We start from the raw sequence: 18,449 nt of genomic DNA on the forward strand, positions 1-18,449 counted from the left end.
TTGAGCAGGTTCTGTCCCATGACTCACAACACTCTCCCGGTATGGCATGCGCTGATGTATTTACTAGAAGCGGCTCAGTGGTGGTGGAGCTGGGAGCCATCGCGAATCAGCGAGGCCCGCCGTCTAAGCCGTCTCACTGTCCCAGCCAGTGTCCCATAAACTTATGAGTCGACTCGAATTTGCCTGATAGCCAGTGCAGCCCGCGCGCACGGTCCTTTCCCGGCCAGGCCGTGCCGCCGGGCTTCAGTGTCTTGACTTATGAGGTCGTCACTTCCGCTCGGTAGGGCAACTTGTTAGTTACCCTGCTGACGAACCCTCCACTGCGCCTGCCCGGTGCTGGCATCTTGTTGCAGCTCCGCCGAGGACCACAATCCAGGACATGAAAGGGCAAACCAATGGCCGAAGTAATTGTTGACTTGACCACGCGCCGAAAGGCCCAGGAAGAAGCTGACAGGAATGAAGAGCTGGAGCTGCGTGCGGATGTCGATGCGATGCTCCAGTGCGACGCTATCCTTGCTAATGCGGTCGAGCAGATGTGGGATGTTGCCGAGCGGGCTCAGATCGTAAGGGCCCTTCGGCGCGCCGTTTGCGTGCTTGAGGGCCACGAGAATTGATGCCCCTGGCCGCAAGCTGGCGACGTCGTGTGACGCCGGCCACTACATCGCCGAGCTCCCGAAGGCCGCGCAGAACTCCCCGAGTGGCAGACGGCGGCCGAGGCGCTGCTGCTGGTCGTCGAGCGCGGCGGGCCGACGATGTTCGCTGCAATCGGTATCCGGCGCGCCCTGAGCGCGGGGCCCAAGCCGATTTGCGCACTGAGGGCGAGCTTCAAAGGTGATGCCGTCAGCACATTTCCACTGTTTCACTGTTCCGTCTCATGACTCATAAAACAGAAAACGGATTCACGCGTGAGACACACGAGACGAGAGGGCCCCGATAGAAATCCCACTTGTCTCGGCAACGGCGGCACGCGCGGTGCTTTACCGATAAGCGCATGCGGACGGGGGCTTCAGCGGGCCCGTGAACTATTAGACTGGGCCATTGCTTCCGTACTCGTTCCACCTTTGTGGCGAACTGGTTCTCCACACGGTCGGAACGACCGCGTGATCGGCCTGCGCGCAGTGTGACGCGGCGGACGATACAACGCCCCGACCACTTACCTGCTGGAGCCTGACCAACTCGACCGCAAGAAAAACGATACGGCCCAAGCTCAGAGCTGTGACGGCTTGGGCGGCGAATCATTAAACCCGAGCTCGTAGCTCAGGCGAAGCGGTTGCGCCGGCGGTCATCAAAAAGAAATCAGCGGTCACTCCGAGAAGTGGCCGCTGAACTCGCAAAGCTAGGTTTCGTTAACGAGCGAAATGTGGTGTTTTCGCCTTCATCGATCAGCGCGATGCTTAAGAAGTAGGTCCAAGACCGGTTCCGTGGATTCTCATGGCAAGGTCTCCTTAGGTTGGTCGGTGGTTTTCTGGGGCTGCCGCTTCTGAGCATGCTTCTCTGCATAGAGTTTGCGGAAGAACTCCATGTTCGGTTCATCCTTGATCGGGATAACCTCGCCTGGCGTGTACGAGAGGCTCTTAAAGCCGGGGTCGAGCTCCACGAGCTTCTCATAGAACTCCCAAGCAGCATCCTTGTCCTCGAGGACGCACGCGATCTCAAGCGCATTGTAGACGAGCTGCCAGAAGAAGGGATTTGTCTGTAGCGCATCCCTGATCACTGTCAGCACCTTGTTCTTTTTCAGAAGCGCTATGACATGCTTGCGGGCACGCTCTGGGGACAAGCCGCGCTTCTCCCGCTCAAGGATCACCTGCACCCAGTTTAAGAAAACAATCGGACGCAGCCACGTGATCGTCTTCTTCGCGCCGTCAGGCAATGCGCTCAAGTTGAGGGCGGCCAACTGGTTCTTCGTCGTCTCGGCAAGCTGCTCTGCCTTCTCAAGGGATTGAGGGATGTCGAACCAGTCCTTGCTTTTCCCAGCCTGCAAAGCCATCGTGATGTGGCTGAGCAGATTGCAGTAGCCCAAAACTATAACTGTTACCGGATCACCCGAGAGGCTGGGGTGATTGAAGAGCGCGGTCCAACGCTCCAGGTGATCTTTCAACGGGTCACCGCCAGGCTTCGCCTTCAGCTCCATAAGTTTGTCCCGCCAAAGCAGGGCAAAGTCAGGCAGCGGCGGAGGCTCCAGCAAGGCCAGATACTTGACCATGATCTTCAGCTTCGTACTTGGCGAGCTCTTATACCCGGGCGTGTTCGTCAGGTATTTGCGGTGCCGCTCATGGAGACCGAAGTGCTTCTCGACGTCCTCCCACGTCACCTCTCGACCCAACTTCACGCTGAGCAAATGCTTCGCATGGCGCAGGATGATGGCCATCGAGACTCGAACGTCCTTCCCACTTTCAATCCGGAAAACCATTTTCCCCTCTCTCAGGATAAACGCTCCGGCAACAAATATAACGCCGTCCGGTAGAGATAGGGAGTGAAGGGGCGCTAAGCTAGGCTTCCCCCAAGCTGCCTCATCGAAAAGTGAGGTAAGGGGGCTGGTCCGCCGGGCTTTTTATTCACTCCACGCCATCACTGATCTTCTTTTAGAGAAGCGGCCAAATTTCCGGCAACGGGCCAGAATTTCTGGTTGCCGTTCGGAGGTATCGAACGATGAAGCGCGTTGTGATCCTTGCTCACCGCAATCGGGGCTATGAGATCGGCAACTTGGTGCGCGAGATTCGCGCTCTTGGTATTGTTGTCGAGGTATGCCACCCGCTGCGGTTCTCCGTCGTGATGGGGCTCACCTCCATCATCATGTATGACGGCGAACCTTTCGAGCTTCCGGATTTGCTTTTGGTGCGCACCGGTTCGGCGACCGGTTCCCATTCGAACGTGATCATCTCCCAGATAGAGCGAATGGGCTGCCTGGTGATCAATTCCAGCGCGTCTATCCAAATCACGATGGACAAGATTCTGACGATGCAGCGGCTCGCCCTGGCGGGCGTCGCGATCCCGACAACCTTGGTCCAGAATGCCAAGGACCCCGTGGGCGCCTGGATCGCTCTCTCGGGAGGCGAATGGCGCGACGCAGTTGCGAAGCTGCCCGTCGGCTCACATGGAGCTGGCATTCAGGTCTGCTTCACCAAGGACGTGCTGAAGGGGTTCGGCCGATTGGTGAAAGTGATGAATCCAAAACAACCGATCCTGATTCAGAACCGTGTTGACGGCGAGGGGGACGAAATCTCCGACATCCGCGTGGTGTGTATAGGCGGGCGCGTGAAAGGAGCCATGAAGCGCATCGCGCAGCCTGGTTTTCATACCGCCGGCATTACCGCGGGCGGTCGCGGCGAGCCATACGAGCTCACCCCGAAGCTGGTCGAAATCAGCGAGAAGGTATGTTCTGCACTCGGCTTATCGATCGCGGGCGTCGATATCATCGAGGACAAGGACAAGAACTATTTTTGCATCGAAGGTAATTCTGCACCCGGCTTCAAGGGCTTTGATGAGTACTGCAACGCCAACATCGCCCGCGAAATAGCACATTACGTCGGAAGCCTGCTGTTCACCAAGCACTAAAGAGCAAATGAAGCGCCGACAGCGGCTCATGACGCACCGCCGCCGGCTCAGGCGGTGAACGAATGGCGCGGGGCTTCGGTCCCGCGCTTACATCTCTGGGTCACCAAGGTGCGGAAGGATGCTGGCCGAGCTGGCTTGCGAATGTTGCTGACCGCGGTTCAAGGGATCGCCTGGCCCCATATAGCCGATATTGCCGTAGCTGCCGGAAAGGCTCCCGCCGCAGTTTGATCTGAGTGTGCTCGATTTGCCCTCCTTCGGGCTCACGTACCTGTCATCGAACCCTGCCATTTCTCTCGCTCACTAATTGGCGCTGGGGTTCAGGATTGGAGGAGCCGAAATGGGCAAGATCATTGGTAACGGAATCAAACCGGCTGTAGGTGACCCCAAACCCGATTCGACGGTCAAGGAGATGGGCAAGATCATTGGTAACGGAATCAAACCAGCTGTAGGTGACCCCAAACCCGATTCGACGGTCAGGGAGGTTAGCGATCTCGCGACTGATGCTCTTCGGGGACAATTTCTGGGGGCACTTGACCGTGTTAATTTTCTCGTCCACAAGTGAGGCTCCGAAAATTAACACGGAGCGCCAGGATGGCTGCGGATCGCATCGTCGAACAGGACTATGAAGTTGCGTCGCGCCTCGATCAACTCGGCCTGTCGGCGAGCGAGCTCATCAGCGTGGTTCAGCAGGCGGTCGCCGCCAAGGCAAACTTCGTCCTGAACCATCCGCTGAACGCTGCCGGCCAGCTTTCCTACATCTACGGCACCGGCGCCCTCCGCGAGGTGCTCCGGCCGAAGGGGTGGCAGATCGATCGCGCCGACAACATCGAGGCGACCTACAATCCCGGGACGGGGATGAAGATCGTGTTCCAGAATGCAGACAGCGCCTGCGACGATGACCGCGATCCCAAAGGTATTTCCGACAAGGGACCGGCAGCATCGAGGGCGGTCGATCTTGGTCAGATGAATCTGTTCGAGGACTTCGAGCGTGAGGCGCAGGAGAAACTCACGCAGGCGAACGCCGCGCTCTGGTACCTGTTCGTATACATCAATGGCGACGACGTCCGCGCCGAGCTCTCCTTCCCGAAAAGGATCGAGGAAGGACAGTTTAAAGGGTTCAATGAGAGAATTTACCTGATCCGCCGCGGCGAATGGTCTAGCATGACGCCGATGGTTACGGTGGACGAAGCGCCGGCTCAGGACTTCGAGATCAACGTCACGCGTCGAAGCTGATCGGTTTCAATGTTCAATCCGCAACGATTGAGCCTCGCCCGGAAACGGCGCAGGCTGAGCAGCAAGGGATTCGCTGAGATGATCGGCATGTCGCCGGTCACGGTGACGCGCTTGGAGAGCGGCAATAACGAGCCAGACCCGACGACGGTCGATCTCATCTCGAAGAAGCTGAAGTTCCCGAAAGAGTTCTTCTTCGGAGGGGACATCGACGACCTAGAGAAAGGCGCCGCGAGCTTTCGCAGTCTTTCGTCCATGACCGCTCGCGAGCGAGATGCAGCATTGGCGTCGGGCTCGCTGGCATATCTGCTGTCGGATTATGTCGCGGAGCGATTCAACCTTCCTGAACCAAGGCTGATCGACCTCTCCCACGAACGCGATCCGGCCGCGGCCGCACGGATCATCCGACAGGACTGGGCGCTTGGCGAGCAGCCGATCAGCAGCATGATCAAGCTGCTCGAATCAAAGGGCGTCCGCGTCTTCTCGTTGGCGGAGAACACCAAGAACGTTGACGCGTTCTCGTGCTGGCGAAACGGCGTGCCTTACGTATTCCTGAACACCTTCAAGTCGGCGGAGCGAAGCCGGCTAGATGCAGCCCACGAGCTGGCCCACCTCGTTTTACATAAGCATGGCGGTCCGCAGGGTCGTGATGCCGAACTCGAAGCCAACAGCTTTGCTTCTTCCTTCCTCATGCCGAAAGCCGACGTTCTTTCGCGCATCCCGTTCGTCGCTCGCCTGGACGACGTTGTTGCCGCCAAGCGGCGTTGGGGCGTCTCGACCGCTGCTCTGGCCTACCGGCTGCACAAGCTGGGCGTCTTGAGCGATTGGCAGTATCGAACCTTCTGCATCCAGATCAACCAGCGAGGCTATCGGACGGACGAGCCAAACGGCTTGCCGCGCGAGGAGTCTGTTTTGTGGAAAAAGGTGTTCACGGAACTCTGGGCTGATCGTATCTCAAAGAGCCAAGTTGCCGCCCAACTGCACCTTCCGGCCGAAGAACTCGAAAATCTCGTGTTTGGCTTGACCAGCGACGTTGCGCCGCCGGAGCGAGCCAACGGACGTCCTTCGCTCAAGGCCGTTTGATGCGCCGGATCGCCGACAAAGCGGCGGCCGCAAGGCCGGACGCTCGGGGGTGGCATGTCGACCACGACTTGCCGATAGAGTCCCGTAGCGGCAGCCCGCCGTGCTTTACCGACGAGCGCGGGCAAGCGGGGTCTAGCGGGCCCTTGAATTACCACCGGTACCGTACTGGTTCTGTACAGTCGACAGCACACATCAAAGTCTACGGCTGTTGAACATCTGCAATGACGATTGATCGCGACCGTGCATTCCTCACCGAGATGCGAGCCACACAACCGACGGGGACGGTCGGGAAGTCTCGTCGGTCTGTCGTCCGAAGAAACTGATTGGTATTTCGCTTACAGCCAGCGCCGGGTCGTGCCTCATCGGAGAAGCCGACGGTTACACGGTAGAGCGCCGCTTTGTCGACGAAGGCGATGCCATCCGGTGGATCAAGGGGACGGGTCGGGCGGATTTCAGCGACCAAACAGCGCGCGGCGGCTGACACCGTACAGAACGCCATGCTGATCGCGCGCTCTCGCCCTACTTCGTCTGGTACGCTTCGCATGAGGCCGGCAATGGCGGCCGGGCTGGTTTCGTCTCCGCTGGATATGAGCGATATCGCTACGCTGATCGATCAGCGCGAAGGCCCGGGAAAAAAGCGGGGGCTATACAAGAAAAAGGCAACTTACGGCGGCATGAAGTCTTTGACTTTGCCGGCAGTTGCAGGACAAAAGTAGGGCCGGCACCCGAAGGTCCGGCCCGCTTTTGTCCGTAGGAGATATGCGCGTTAGCGCAGTGATCCAGCCCCACGGCACGTTCCCATTACTTACTCACAGCCGAGTCGCGATGCAATACCCCTTTTCGCCGCTACCGAATGTCCTGTCCGCGATTGAAACCACCATGTCATCAGCGCGATTGGCGCGTTACCTTGGGGCTTCAAAAGGCGATAAGTATCATGCCCTTAGGCTGTACATATGGAACGCGCGACTCTGTGAAGAGTTCTATATTCCTCTTCAATTTTCTGAGGTTTCTCTAAGGAACTCTATCCACCGAAGGTTAACCGTACTTTACGGAACCGACTGGTTTGACCAAGCTAAGTTCACTGGAGCAATCCCAGACCGCCATAAGTCTGAAATCACCAAGGTAGCCGCAGATGAGCGCCAAAAGCGCGGGCGAGCGTTCACCCCGGACCATGTTGTGGCAGGAATGTCATTCGGCTTTTGGCAGAACTTGCTCGGGCGAAGGCTAAAATTTGTTCTTTGGCGCGACGGCATAGGAGCTGCCTTCCCTCATCTTCCGAAGGGGTTTGGCCAGCATGAAGTTTACATCAGGCTGGAGCGCCTTCGCAAATTTAGGAACGCCGTGATGCACCACTACGCCATTTTCGATAAGGCTCCGACAGAGGAATACCGAAACATCCGAACGTTGTTGCAATGGATGTGCCCCGAAACACTGTGGCTTGTATCAGAGCTGGCAAATCCAGCGGCCGTGCTCCAGCGACGACCGCCGCACTGATAAATATTTCAATCTGAGGCAAGACCCAGCGCCGGCTATCGGGCGAGCCGCGAGGTGCGACCCACTCCGCGGACCGCGATCGATATCTCGCCGTTCACGAGAAGCATGAGCGGGCCCGCCTCGAAGTGCTTGGCGCCGAAGTGCAGAAGCGCATCGACAAGCCGACTGCCCATCAGCCCCTCTGCGTCGAGAAGCCCTTGCGCCCAATGGATTGGCTGCCGGCGGCGCTGGCCCGCTAGGGAGCAGCCCCGTAATTTCGTGGTCCTTTCCGTGGTCCGTCTCAGAAATCGCGCAAGAAAATTGGAGCATATTCAATACGATACGCCTATAGGGCGATGCCCTCTTGCGCACCAGCGCTCGATTCATCCGATCGTAAGCGGCGGCACGAAGCTCGAAAATGGAAATGGCCGGGCTGAGCCCGGCCAATTTTGCTTGTCGAAGCCTGACGCGCTCAGCGCTGCGAGACCGTCTGCACCACGCTCGAGACCGGGCGCGCGTTCGTCGCATTCGACGCGGGCACTTTCAACTCCCTCAGCACCGCTTCGTCATATTCGGGCAGCGAGTCGAATGTCGTCTTCGCCTTGATCTGCACGATCTTGTAGCCGCCGGCCTTGAGGCGCGCGAGCAGCGTCGGCAGCGCTTCGCCGGTGCGCTTCTGGAAGTCGTGCATCAGGATGATGCCCTTGCCGAGCTTGTCGAGCTTGGTCATCACGTTGCTGATGATCTTGTCCGGCGTGCTCTCCTTGCGGAAATCGAAGGAGTCGAGATCGGTCGAGAAAATCCCGACGTTGCGGCTGCCGAGATAACCCACGAGAGCCGGATTCTGCTGAAGCTGCGGGAAGCGGAAGAACGGCGAGGGATTGGTGCCGAGCGCCCATTTCACCGCACTGAAACCCTTCTCGATTTCGTCCTTGGCCTGCTGCTCCGTCATCTTCTTGCCGTTGAGATTGACGTGCGACCAGGTGTGGGTGCCTACCGTGTGCCCCTGCGCCAGAACCTGACGCAGGATCTCCGGATGCCAGGTGGCGTGCTTGCCGACCGAGAAGAACAGGCCCTTGGTGCATTCGTCGGCCAACGCCTTCAGCACCGCCGGCGTGTTGTGCGGCCACGGACTGTCGTCGAAGGTCAGCACGACCTCCTTTTCGGCGAGGAAATCAAACTGCTTGAACTGCTCGAAGCCGAAGCCCGGACCGCCCGTCGTGTCGATTTCGACCACGCGCGAGACGCCCAATGCATTCGGATTGGTGCAGGTCGTCGTCTGCTGAACCGGTGCCACTGCCGGTGCTGGCGCAGGCGCGGCGACAGGAGCAGCGGGCTTGCCCGCGAGCGCCGCCGTGGTCTCGACGTCGTCCTTGGCGGCAAGTCTGGCCGGCGCCGGCAGAGGATCGGCGGCACGGGCAGCTGTTGTCTTGGGAGCGCCCTGGTCGGAGCGCGAGGAATAAAAATACCAACCTCCGGCGATCACGACCGCCGCAAGGACACTGGCCAGCATCAGGCCCAACGCATTACGCATCGCTACTCTTTCCAAATACGCAACCAAACCAGCGGAATTCCCGCGCACCCGGCCATTAATGCGAAGGAACAGTTAACGTGACACCAACACGACGGCGGTTGCGGAGGAATTTCAGAGAGGTGCGCCAAAGTGACCGATATCACGGAGAGCGGGCGAACATCCCGAAGATCACCGCGTGCATGATGCAGCATCGCATCGATCTGAGCGCCGGCTGCCGCGCGGTGATGGACAAGGACCTCGCCAAGGGCGCCTCACGCAAGGTCGCTGACGCCCAGGACGGTCAGTAGGCGCGCGCGTCGTACGTTCGAGCTCCCTCTCGCGATGTGCCCCTGAGTCAAGCCGGGGCCATGCGGCGGCACAGATCCGCCCCGTCGACAAAGCCGTTGCGGCTCCTGCATCCCCGCACTAGCGTCCCCGCACATTTTCCGGGTACGAGGCATAACGCGATGAGCCGATTTCTTTTCATTCTTCCTTTGATCCTGTGCGCATCGGGCGCGTCCGCGCAGCAGCAGCCCGGCCATGACGCCTGCGCGCGCGACGTCACGCGCTTCTGCCGGCCGGTGATGAACAATGGTGATCAGGCCGTGCTCGCCTGCCTGAAAGAGCATCGCGCCCGGCTGACCAAGGCTTGCGACAAGGTGCTCACCGAGCACGGGCAGTAAGGCCTACGTACTGCTGCCCGCCGCAGTCGCAACCACCGGCAGCACCTCGGTATTGGCGCGGTCCGGCGTCTCTTCCTTCCAGCGCACCGAGCCGAACGGCCGCTCCAGCATGCGGCGGATCCGCACCGGATCGGGGCCGACGTGGAAATCGATCGCCTGCTGATGCAGCGCGCGTTCGGACTGGGTCGAACGATTGCGCTGGCGTAAGTAATCGAACCAGGTCGGGCAGTGATAGCGCTCGGTCCACAATTCGGGATCGGCGATGTCCCGCGCGATCGACCAGCCATAGGCGCCGTTGCGCTGCCGGGAGAGTTGCACGTCCTGCATCACATTGTGGAAGGCGCGCGCGTTTTCTTGCGCGACGCGATATTCGATCTCCACCACCAACGGCCCGCTGCGCCCGGTCAGCGACAGCTTGACTTCGGGATCGGCGAGCACCTCGGCGTCCTCGTTGCGGGCGCCGACGCGCGGCATCGCAAGCCAGATTCCTAGCAGCGGCGAGATCAGCATCAGACCGGCGGCCACCAGCAGCGCAACCTCGACGCCGGCATAGTCGGTGAGATGGCCCCAGCCCCAGGCGCCGATCGCGATGCCGCCCGAAATCGAAGCCTGGAACGCGGCGAGGGATCGCCCCGCGACCCAGCGCGGCGCCGAAAGCTGCACACCGATATTAAACAGTGCGACGGAGGCCATCCAGACCGCGCCGGCCAGCACCAGCGCAGCCGCGGTCAGCACCGGCTCGCTGGAGAGCGCGAGCGCCGCCATCGCAAACGCCATCGAGATCGTGCAGGCGCGGATCGCGGACTCGCCGCTCATGCGCTTGCGCAACTCGTGGATGTTGAGCGCGCCGACGACGGCGCCCATGCCGAAAGCGCCGAGCATGATGCCGTAGGTTTGCGCGCCGCCATGCAGGAGGTCGCGCGCGACCAGCGGCATCAGCGCCATCACGGCGCCGCCGCACAGGCCCATCACCAGCGTCCGCAACAGCACGATCTTGATCGGCGGCGAGTTGGTGATGTAGCGGAAGCCCGAGACCATCGCGCGGTTGAGCCTTTCCCGCGGCAGGCGCGAGGGCTCAGTGCTCCGCTGCCAGAGCAGTAGCACAACCAGGAGCGGCAGATAGAGGATCGCGTTGCAGGCAAACGCCGCCACTGCGCCGAGCGCTGCGACGATGACCCCACCCACTGCGGGGCCGAAGCTGCGCGCGATGTTGTAGCTGATGCCGTTGAGCGCGACGGCCGACGGCAGCGCGTCCGGCGGCACCTGTTCGCTGACCGAAGACTGCCAGGCCGGGCCGAACAGTGCATTGCCGCTGCCGACGACGAAGCAGAAGGCCAGCAACGTCTCGGGGGTGATGAGGTTGAGCCCGGCCAGGATCGTGAGCGCAGAGGCGCCGGTAAGTGCAATACAGAGGGAGACCAGCGTCACGATGCGTCGGTCATACATGTCGGCGATGGCGCCGGCCGGCATCGAGATCAGCATGATCGGCAGCATCAGGGCGGTCTGCACCAACGCCACCTTGTCGGCGGACGCGGCCATCTGCGTCATCGCCCAGGCCGCGCCCACGCCCTGGATCAGGAGGCCGAGATTGGAAAGCAGGCTCGCGAGCCAGATGCGCCGGAACACGGTATACCGCAGCGGCGCCGCAATGCCGTCGGCGGAACGTCTCTGGCGGTTCGTCTGCTCGGTCATATCCTCTTCCAAGTCGTCTGGCAGAAATGGCTCCAATGATTCCGGCAGCTTCTGTGATGCCTGCGAAAGTCCTTCGTTGTCCAGTGGTTAGGCCGCTATAAGCGGTGCAAAGACATGGTTTAACGGGGAGGAGCAGATGAAGCTGTCACGACGGACGATCCTGCAGGGTGCGGGCAGCCTGGCCTTCGCGGTTGCGAGCTTCCGCAACGATGCGCTCGCGCAAGCCCCGCCCGCGGCCGCTAACGCCGAGGTGCCGCCGATCCTGTTCGTCCATGGCGATGGCGACTACGACGCGCTCTGGATGACGACGCTGTGGCGGATGGAATCCAACGGCATCGCGCGTGACCGCATGATGGCGATCAATTTCACCAATCCCACCGCGCGCACCGACGATACGGTCGAACAGGCCAACCGCTCCTCGACTGAGGATCAGCGCCGCGAGCTTGCCGCCGCCATCGCCGAACTGAAGCGCCGCACCGGCGCGGCGCGCGTGGCGCTGGTCGGCAATTCGCGCGGCGGTAACTCCATCCGCAACGTCATCAAGAACGGCGGCGCCGGCGATGTCAGTCACGCCGTCCTGTGCGGCACGCCCAATCACGGCGTGTTTGCGCTCGATGATCTCCTCGGCAGCGAGTTCAACGGACGCGGACCCTTCCTGCGCGGCCTGAACGACGGCGACAGCGAGGTGACGCCGGGCACGGCTTTCCTCACCCTGCGCAGCGACGGCATGGACAAATATGCCCAACCCGACGGCCGCTTCATGGGCAAACCGGGCGTGCCGACCAATGTCACGGCCGAGGGGCCGGAGCTGAAGGGCGCGACCAACCTCGTGCTCGGCACCATCGACCATCGCGAGACGGCGTATCACCCGCGTGCCTTCCGTGAGATCTACAAGTTCATCGCCGGCCGCGAGCCTGCGCGGATCGCGATCACGCCGGAGCAGACCGTTCGCCTCGGCGGATTGGTCACGGGCGCGGTGGACGGCGTTGCGACCAATCGCCCGGTGGCCGGGGCGGTGGTGGAGATCAACCATGTCGACCGCGAGAGCGGGGAGCGCAGAGGCGATGTGGTGCACCGCGCGACGACGGACGCCGACGGCCGCTGGGGACCGGCCAGTGTCGATCCGACCTCGCCGCTCGAGATCGTCCTGACCTCGCCGGACGCCCCGATTACGCATTTCTACCGCTCGCCCTTCCCGCGCTCCTCCGATGTCGTGCATTTGCGTGCCGCGCGCCCATTCATGCCGGCGGACAAGGACGCCGGCGCGGTGGTGATCATGGCGCGCCCGCGCGGCTATTTCGGCCTGCCGCGCGACGTCGTCCTGTTCGACGGCCAGGAGCCCGCCGATGTCCATCCGGGCGTGCCCACCGATGCGGCAGCAACCCTGCGCCTTCCGGCCAGCGAAGTCGGGCGTAATATCGTGGCCCAGTTCAACGAAGAACGAATTGTGGCACGCGCCTGGCCTGCCTCCGAGAACAGGATTGCGGTTGCCGAACTGACTTATTAGCTAATTGCCTGGGTGAGATCTGCGGGAGAGAGCCATGAACATCGCCAGTGTGCGTCGGCCCATCATCCCCCCGACCCCGACCCGCGCGCCGGACAATCTGTCGTTCTTCGGCCGGCTTGCGGTGATCAGGCAGAACATGATCGCCACCTGGGGGCAGCGCGCCTATGAGGAAGAGATCATCCAGGGTCGCTTGTTCCTGCACAAGAGCTTCATCCTGAACCAGCCGGATGCGATCCGGCACGTCCTGCTCAGCAATTACGAGAACTACACGCGGACGCCGGCGGGCATCCGCATGCTGCGTCCCGTACTCGGTGAAGGTCTCCTGCTCGCCGAGGGTCACGCCTGGACGCATCAGCGCCGGACGCTCGCACCTGCCTTCACGCCGCGCGCCACCGCTAATCTCGTCCCGCACATGACGGCGGTGCTCGACGAGATCATCGCGAAGCTGGATGCGCGCGCGAACGAGCCGGTCGATCTGCGCGAGATCATGCAACGCATGACGCTGGAGATCGCCGGGCGCACGATGTTCTCGTTCGGCATGGATCGGCACGGTCCGACCTTGCGCAATTTCGTCGTGGAATATGCCGAGCGGCTCGGGCGGGCCTACTTCCTCGACATGGTGCTGCCGGTCTCCTGGCCGACGCCGATGGATCGGGCCCGCGCCCGCTTCCGTACCCGCTGGACCGAATTCGTCGCGATGCTGATCGCGGAGCGGCGTGCGGCGGGCAAGAAGGAGGGCGCGCCGCCACGCGATCTGTTCGATCTCATGGACGAGGCGCGCGATCCTGAAACCGGCAAGGGCTTTTCAGACGAGCAGCTCGTCGACGAAGTCGCGACCATGATCCTGGCGGGCCACGAGACGACTGCGACCGCGCTGTTCTGGGCGCTCTATCTGCTGGCGCTTGATCCTGATACGCAGGAGGAGGTCGCCTCCGAGGCCCACGGCGAGCATCTCGACAGCATGGCCGATATCGACCGGCAAAAATTCACCCGCGCCGTGATCGATGAGACCATGCGGCTCTATCCGCCCGCATTCCTCATCGCGCGTGCCGCGCGCGACAAGGACAATGTGGCCGGTGTTGAGGTCAGCAAGGGCGACATCATCATGATCGCGCCCTGGCTGCTGCACCGGCACGAGAAGCTGTGGGATCAGCCGAACGCTTTCATTCCCAAGCGCTTCATGTCGAAAGAGCCGCCCGATCGCTTCGCTTACCTGCCGTTCGGTGCGGGGCCGCGCGTCTGCATCGGCGCGCTGTTTGCGCAAGCCGAATCCGTGCTGGCGCTGGCCCGGCTGATCGGCGCGTTCCGCGTCGAGCTGGCCGACAGAACTCCCGTGATCCCGCATGGTGTCGTCACGACCCAGCCGGACCGTTCACCCCTGTTCAGCATCACGCGTCGGTGACAGACGTTCGTCTGGCGGATGCCGTGATCCAACATAAATAGAGTTGCGCGATGAGCGACATCCAGGCCCAGTTTTCCGTCCTGAAGCAGACCGCCGACGCGAAGGTGGTCGACGCGATCGCGCGTCTCATGAAGGATGGCGAGGATCACGAGCTCAACCGCGTCAATGTCCTCGACTTCGCCACGCAGCACGAGGTCGATGAAGAGCACGCGATTTCCGCCTTTCTGCATTCGGCGCGGCTCGGCTTGTTCGATCTCGGCTGGAACGTGCTGTGCCCTGGCTGCGGCGGCGTGCTTGGCGCTCACACGACGCTGAAGGCGCTCAAGCCGGACGATTATCACTGCGCGCTCTGTGCCTGCGGTTACAAGGCCTCGGTCGACGATCAGGTCGAGGTGTCGTTCACCGTGAATCCGCGCGTCCGGCGGATCGCCGCGCACGATCCCGATACGCTTCCGGTGTGGGAGTATTTCAAGCAGGTGTTCTGGAGTTCCGGTGTCGACTTCAACAAGGAATCGTTTGCGAAGCTGGCCAACGAGGTGACGCTGGACACGATGGAGCTGTCGGCCGGCGAGAAGGCGACCATGTCGCTGCAATTGCCGAATGACTTCATCATCGTTTTCGAGCCGGTGACACACGCCGCCCAGTTCATCGACGTCAAGGGCGAGCCGACCAAGGACCGCCAGCAGCTCGCCATTATGTACAACAAGGTGCAGGCGCCGACCGGGACCACGACGATGCGGCCGGGTCCGCTGCGGCTGTCGCTGGAGAACCAGGCCGGCGTGCGGGTGTTGCCGTCCGTGTTCATCGCGGCGGAGGCGCTCCATCATCTGATCGGCCAGCGCAAGCCGTTCCTCACCGCCAAGCGTATGCTCTCGAACCAGACCTTTCGCGATGTCTTCAAGGCGGACAATCTCAGTCTCGACCAGCGGCTCCAGATCACCTCGCTGACCTTTCTGTTCACCGATCTGAAGGGCTCGACCGCGCTCTACGAACGCGTCGGCGATCTCGCCGCTTTCGATCTCGTGCGGGCGCATTTCCACGCATTGCTGGAGATCATCTCGTCCGAGAAGGGCGCGGTGGTGAAGACGATCGGCGATGCCGTGATGGCGACCTTCGTCCGTCCCGAGCACGCCATCGTCGCGGGCCTGCGGATGCGCGCGGCGATGGACGAGCTCAACAAGCAGCGCGGCACCGCTGATCTCATCGTCAAGATCGGTATCCATGAAGGTCCGTGCCTCGCGGTGATGCTCAACGAGCGGCAGGATTATTTCGGCCAGACCGTCAACATTGCCGCGCGCGTGCAGAGCCTGTCGACCGCGCGGGAGATCCATATCACCGGCCCGGTGCTGGACGCGCCGGCGGTCGCCGAGGTTTTGCAGCAACGTGCCATCAAGCCGATCCAGAAGCAGGCGGCGCTGCGCGGCATCGCCGACAAGATGGTGGTGTACGAGATACCGTGAGGGACGGGAGGCGGTTGCCACGGACCCCGTCATTCCTAGCGCAGCGAAGCAATCCAGAATCTTCCCGCGGTGGCAGTCTGGATTGCGTCGCTGCGCTCACAATGACGATGGGATGCAGATGTGCGCCACGCCCGCCGTCGTCATGCCCGGGCTTGTCCCAGGCAGCCATGTCTTTCGTCGCGGCGACGCGTGGATGGCCGGGACAGGCCCGGCATGACGGCTGAAAGAGCGGCCATATTGCCGAAACGTAATGCAGCGCGCGGAACTGACGCACGTTGCGCCGGTTGAGTTTCCCACTCATATAATGCTGGTAGCGGCCGCGTTCCTCGCGGCGTCATCGATTTCGGTAGGATCTTATGCTCGACGGCCTGCGCCAATTCATCGCCGACATTGTTGCTCCTCATGCCCAGAACCGCGCCTTCGGCGACAGCGATTATCGGCTGGCGGCCACCGCGCTGCTGGTCCACGTGGTTTCGCTGGACGGACAGCCGACACAGGCCGAGCAGAGCAAGCTGCACAATCTGATCGAAAGCCATTTCAAGCTCGATCCTGGCACGGCGGACCGGCTGATTGCGGATGCGACGGAGGTCGAGGGCGACGCGGTCGATCTTTATCACTTCACCAGCGCCATCATGCGCTCGCTCGACGAAGCGGGCCGCAAGCGCATCGTCCAGATGATGTGGGAGCTGGTCTATGCCGACGGTCAGGTCACCGAGTTCGAGGACAACGTCGTCTGGCGCGCCTCCGACCTGCTCGGGATTTCCCAGCGCGACCGGATCGATCTCAAGCACGCCGTCGCGGACCGCGCCGGCGGTCAGGTCAGGGATAACGCTGTCGGCGGCTGAGCTATCGCCAAGGCGGAGTTATTTCCGGTTGTACGGACCACATGACGAAACTTTAATGTAGCCGCCGGCGCTACGGTCGGATTCCCCTGCAGATTCCGCGGCTTTTCCCGCCCCTGTTGCCCGCTCAGGCGGCCATGCTGCCAGCGCCGGTTGCCTGTCGCGCGTGGCCTATGCTCCAGTTCCGGCATTGCGGGGCCAAAAACTTCAATTCAAGAGACTGCGATCGTGACTGAGCGGGTAACCTTGATCACCGGCGCTTCGGCGGGCATAGGCACCGAGCTGGCGCGTGTGTTTGCGGCGAACGGACATCGGCTCGCGCTGACGGCGCGACGTGCCGACCGGCTCGAGGCGCTTGCGAACGAGCTCACCGCCCAGTGCGGCAAGAAGCCGATCGTGATCGCCTGCGATCTGCAGCAAGCCGATGCCGGCGAAAGGATCGCCGCCGCGCTCGCTGCCGCGGAGGTCGAGCTCGACAATCTCGTCAACAATGCCGGCTTCGGCGTGTTCGGCGACGCCATCGAGCGCGACCGCGACGAGCAGGTCGGCATCGTCGACGTCAACGTCCGCGCGCTGACCGATCTGTCGCTGCGCTTTGCCGATCAGCTCATCAGGAACAGGGGCGGTCTGCTCAATGTCGGCTCCGTCGCGGGCTTCCTGCCCGGTCCCGGCATGGCGGTCTATTACGCGTCCAAGGCCTATGTGATTTCGCTCACCGAGGCCTTGCGCGCGGAACTCGCGCCGCGCGGCGTTCGCGTCACCGTACTTTGCCCGGGTCCGGTGCCGACCGAATTCCAGGGACGTGCCGGCGTCGGCTCCGGGCACGATACGGCGATTCTCAATGTCCCGGCCGCCGATGTCGCGCGGCAGGCCTATCGCGGCCTGATGGCGAACAAACGGGCCGTGCTGCCGGGTCTCGGTATCAAGATCGTACCGTTCGCGCTGCGTTTCTTCCCGCGCGGCTTCGTCCTGTTCGCCACCAGCCGGTTCCAGCGGCGAAGGCACTAACGAACACCCGTAGTGGCCCGGAGCTTGCTTCAATATCGGGGCGTGTGTGCGCGAACTCACACGATGTTAACCGTCGCTTAGCTATGCTGGCGGCTTGAACCGATAGCACCCGCAGAGGCCATGTCGTTTCGGACGGACAGGTTTGGTGGCGCAGAATTGGTGCCCTTCCCCGGAAGGACGCCGAGCGCGGTCGCCTCCGAGCACCTTCTGCCGGTTCTGATCGTCCTGCATCAGGAATCCTCGACTCCCGGCCGCGTCGGCAATGCGCTGCGCGCGCTCGGCCATCGCCTCGACATCCGCAGGCCGCGCTTCGGCGATCCCCTGCCCCACACGCTCGACCGGCATGCCGGCGCCGTGGTCTTCGGCGGCCCGATGAGCGCCAACGATCCCGACGATTACGTCCGGCGCGAGATCGACTGGATCCAAATTCCGCTCCGCGAACAGCGGCCGTTCCTCGGCATCTGCCTGGGCGCGCAGATGCTGGCGATGCAGCTCGGCGCACGCGTTGCGCCGCATGCGCAGGCACTGACCCAGATCGGCTATTACCCGATCCGCCCGACCGCGGCTGGCCGCGCGCTCTGCCCGCATTGGCCGGCGAAGGTCTATCACTGGCATCGCGAAGGATTTCAGTTGCCTGCCGGCGCCGAATTGCTTGCGGAAGGCGAGGATTTTCCGATCCAGGCGTTTCGCACCGGCAATGCCTTCGGTGTGCAGTTTCATCCCGACGTGACCTACGCGATGATGCATTGCTGGACCACGCGCGGCTATGACGGTCTCAGCGCGCCTGGCGCGCGCGAGCGGCATCATCATTTTGCCGATCGCGCGGTCTTCGATGCCGCGGAACGCGCCTGGCTCGATCATTTCATCGACGGCTGGCTGGCGCGCCGGCCTGTGCTGGCGCAAGCCGCCGAGTGATCGCGCTTCCGCGCAGGTCCTTGGTGCAGGTTCTTGGCGCAAGTCCTTGGCGCAAGTCCTTGGCGCAAGTCCTTGCCTCATCCCTG

At 62.2% G+C, this 18,449-nt stretch carries 17 protein-coding genes; 13 read left to right on the forward strand and 4 right to left on the reverse strand.

Going from position 1 to position 18,449, the window contains the following annotated elements:
- Window positions 1–293: 293 nt before the first annotated feature.
- Complete coding sequence (locus ACTGJ9_RS06130) at window positions 294–605, reverse strand: hypothetical protein (RefSeq protein WP_456676338.1); 312 nt, start codon at window positions 603–605, stop codon at window positions 294–296.
- Between the two features lie 824 nt (window positions 606–1,429).
- Window positions 1,430–2,368 carry a hypothetical protein gene (locus tag ACTGJ9_RS06135; RefSeq protein WP_456676339.1) on the reverse strand — a complete coding sequence of 313 codons (939 nt, stop codon included), beginning with the start codon at window positions 2,366–2,368 and terminating at the stop codon, window positions 1,430–1,432.
- A 281-nt stretch (window positions 2,369–2,649) separates the two neighbouring features.
- On the opposite strand from ACTGJ9_RS06135, the gene ACTGJ9_RS06140 reads away from it, so the two are divergent.
- The 6 genes from ACTGJ9_RS06140 (at window position 2,650) to ACTGJ9_RS06165 (ending at window position 7,362) form a co-directional block, all read left to right on the forward strand.
- A complete protein-coding gene (locus ACTGJ9_RS06140; protein ID WP_456676340.1) occupies window positions 2,650–3,555 on the forward strand; it encodes an ATP-grasp domain-containing protein in 906 nt (301 codons plus the stop codon).
- 337 nt (window positions 3,556–3,892) lie between these two features.
- Complete coding sequence (locus ACTGJ9_RS06145; protein ID WP_456676341.1) at window positions 3,893–4,117, forward strand: hypothetical protein; 225 nt, start codon at window positions 3,893–3,895, stop codon at window positions 4,115–4,117.
- A 29-nt stretch (window positions 4,118–4,146) separates the two neighbouring features.
- A complete protein-coding gene (locus tag ACTGJ9_RS06150; protein ID WP_456676342.1) occupies window positions 4,147–4,788 on the forward strand; it encodes a hypothetical protein in 642 nt (213 codons plus the stop codon).
- Window positions 4,789–4,866: 78 nt separating this feature from the next.
- Window positions 4,867–5,868, forward strand: a complete 1,002-nt coding sequence (locus ACTGJ9_RS06155; RefSeq protein ID WP_456676343.1) for an ImmA/IrrE family metallo-endopeptidase — start codon at window positions 4,867–4,869, stop codon at window positions 5,866–5,868.
- Between the two features lie 554 nt (window positions 5,869–6,422).
- On the forward strand, window positions 6,423–6,584 hold the full coding sequence (locus ACTGJ9_RS06160) for a hypothetical protein (RefSeq protein WP_456676344.1): 162 nt from the start codon (window positions 6,423–6,425) through the stop codon (window positions 6,582–6,584).
- 109 nt (window positions 6,585–6,693) lie between these two features.
- The gene (locus tag ACTGJ9_RS06165; RefSeq protein ID WP_456676345.1) at window positions 6,694–7,362 is read left to right on the forward strand and encodes a hypothetical protein; all 669 of its coding nucleotides are present in this window, start codon (window positions 6,694–6,696) and stop codon (window positions 7,360–7,362) included.
- 451 nt (window positions 7,363–7,813) lie between these two features.
- On the opposite strand, the gene ACTGJ9_RS06170 is transcribed toward ACTGJ9_RS06165, so the two are convergent.
- The gene (locus tag ACTGJ9_RS06170; RefSeq protein ID WP_456676346.1) at window positions 7,814–8,875 is read right to left on the reverse strand and encodes a polysaccharide deacetylase family protein; all 1,062 of its coding nucleotides are present in this window, start codon (window positions 8,873–8,875) and stop codon (window positions 7,814–7,816) included.
- Between the two features lie 446 nt (window positions 8,876–9,321).
- On the opposite strand from ACTGJ9_RS06170, the gene ACTGJ9_RS06175 reads away from it, so the two are divergent.
- A complete protein-coding gene (locus ACTGJ9_RS06175) occupies window positions 9,322–9,537 on the forward strand; it encodes a hypothetical protein (RefSeq protein ID WP_456676347.1) in 216 nt (71 codons plus the stop codon).
- A gap of 3 nt (window positions 9,538–9,540) precedes the next feature.
- Here ACTGJ9_RS06175 and ACTGJ9_RS06180 read toward each other — a convergent pair whose 3' ends face one another.
- Window positions 9,541–11,229 (reverse strand): MFS transporter, encoded by a 1,689-nt coding sequence (locus ACTGJ9_RS06180; protein ID WP_456676348.1) that lies wholly within the window; start codon window positions 11,227–11,229, stop codon window positions 9,541–9,543.
- A 136-nt stretch (window positions 11,230–11,365) separates the two neighbouring features.
- Between ACTGJ9_RS06180 and ACTGJ9_RS06185 the strand changes: the two genes are divergently transcribed.
- The 6 genes from ACTGJ9_RS06185 to ACTGJ9_RS06210 all read left to right on the forward strand — a co-directional run bounded on the left by ACTGJ9_RS06185 (window position 11,366) and on the right by ACTGJ9_RS06210 (window position 18,363).
- The gene (locus tag ACTGJ9_RS06185; RefSeq protein ID WP_456676349.1) at window positions 11,366–12,736 is read left to right on the forward strand and encodes a hydrolase; all 1,371 of its coding nucleotides are present in this window, start codon (window positions 11,366–11,368) and stop codon (window positions 12,734–12,736) included.
- A gap of 34 nt (window positions 12,737–12,770) precedes the next feature.
- Entirely contained in the window at window positions 12,771–14,138 is a 1,368-nt protein-coding gene (locus tag ACTGJ9_RS06190) for a cytochrome P450 (RefSeq protein ID WP_456676350.1), read from the forward strand.
- 50 nt (window positions 14,139–14,188) lie between these two features.
- A complete protein-coding gene (locus ACTGJ9_RS06195; RefSeq protein WP_456676351.1) occupies window positions 14,189–15,598 on the forward strand; it encodes a DUF5939 domain-containing protein in 1,410 nt (469 codons plus the stop codon).
- Window positions 15,599–15,954: 356 nt separating this feature from the next.
- Window positions 15,955–16,443 (forward strand): tellurite resistance TerB family protein, encoded by a 489-nt coding sequence (locus ACTGJ9_RS06200; RefSeq protein ID WP_456676352.1) that lies wholly within the window; start codon window positions 15,955–15,957, stop codon window positions 16,441–16,443.
- A gap of 225 nt (window positions 16,444–16,668) precedes the next feature.
- The gene (locus ACTGJ9_RS06205) at window positions 16,669–17,448 is read left to right on the forward strand and encodes an SDR family NAD(P)-dependent oxidoreductase (RefSeq protein ID WP_456676353.1); all 780 of its coding nucleotides are present in this window, start codon (window positions 16,669–16,671) and stop codon (window positions 17,446–17,448) included.
- Between the two features lie 120 nt (window positions 17,449–17,568).
- Window positions 17,569–18,363, forward strand: coding sequence for a glutamine amidotransferase (locus ACTGJ9_RS06210; RefSeq protein WP_456676354.1), 795 nt, complete (start codon window positions 17,569–17,571; stop codon window positions 18,361–18,363).
- Window positions 18,364–18,449: the final 86 nt, after the last annotated feature.

The sequence above is a fragment of the Bradyrhizobium sp. RDM12 genome, from assembly GCF_051917485.1.
Classification (GTDB): Bacteria; Pseudomonadota; Alphaproteobacteria; order Rhizobiales; family Xanthobacteraceae; genus Bradyrhizobium.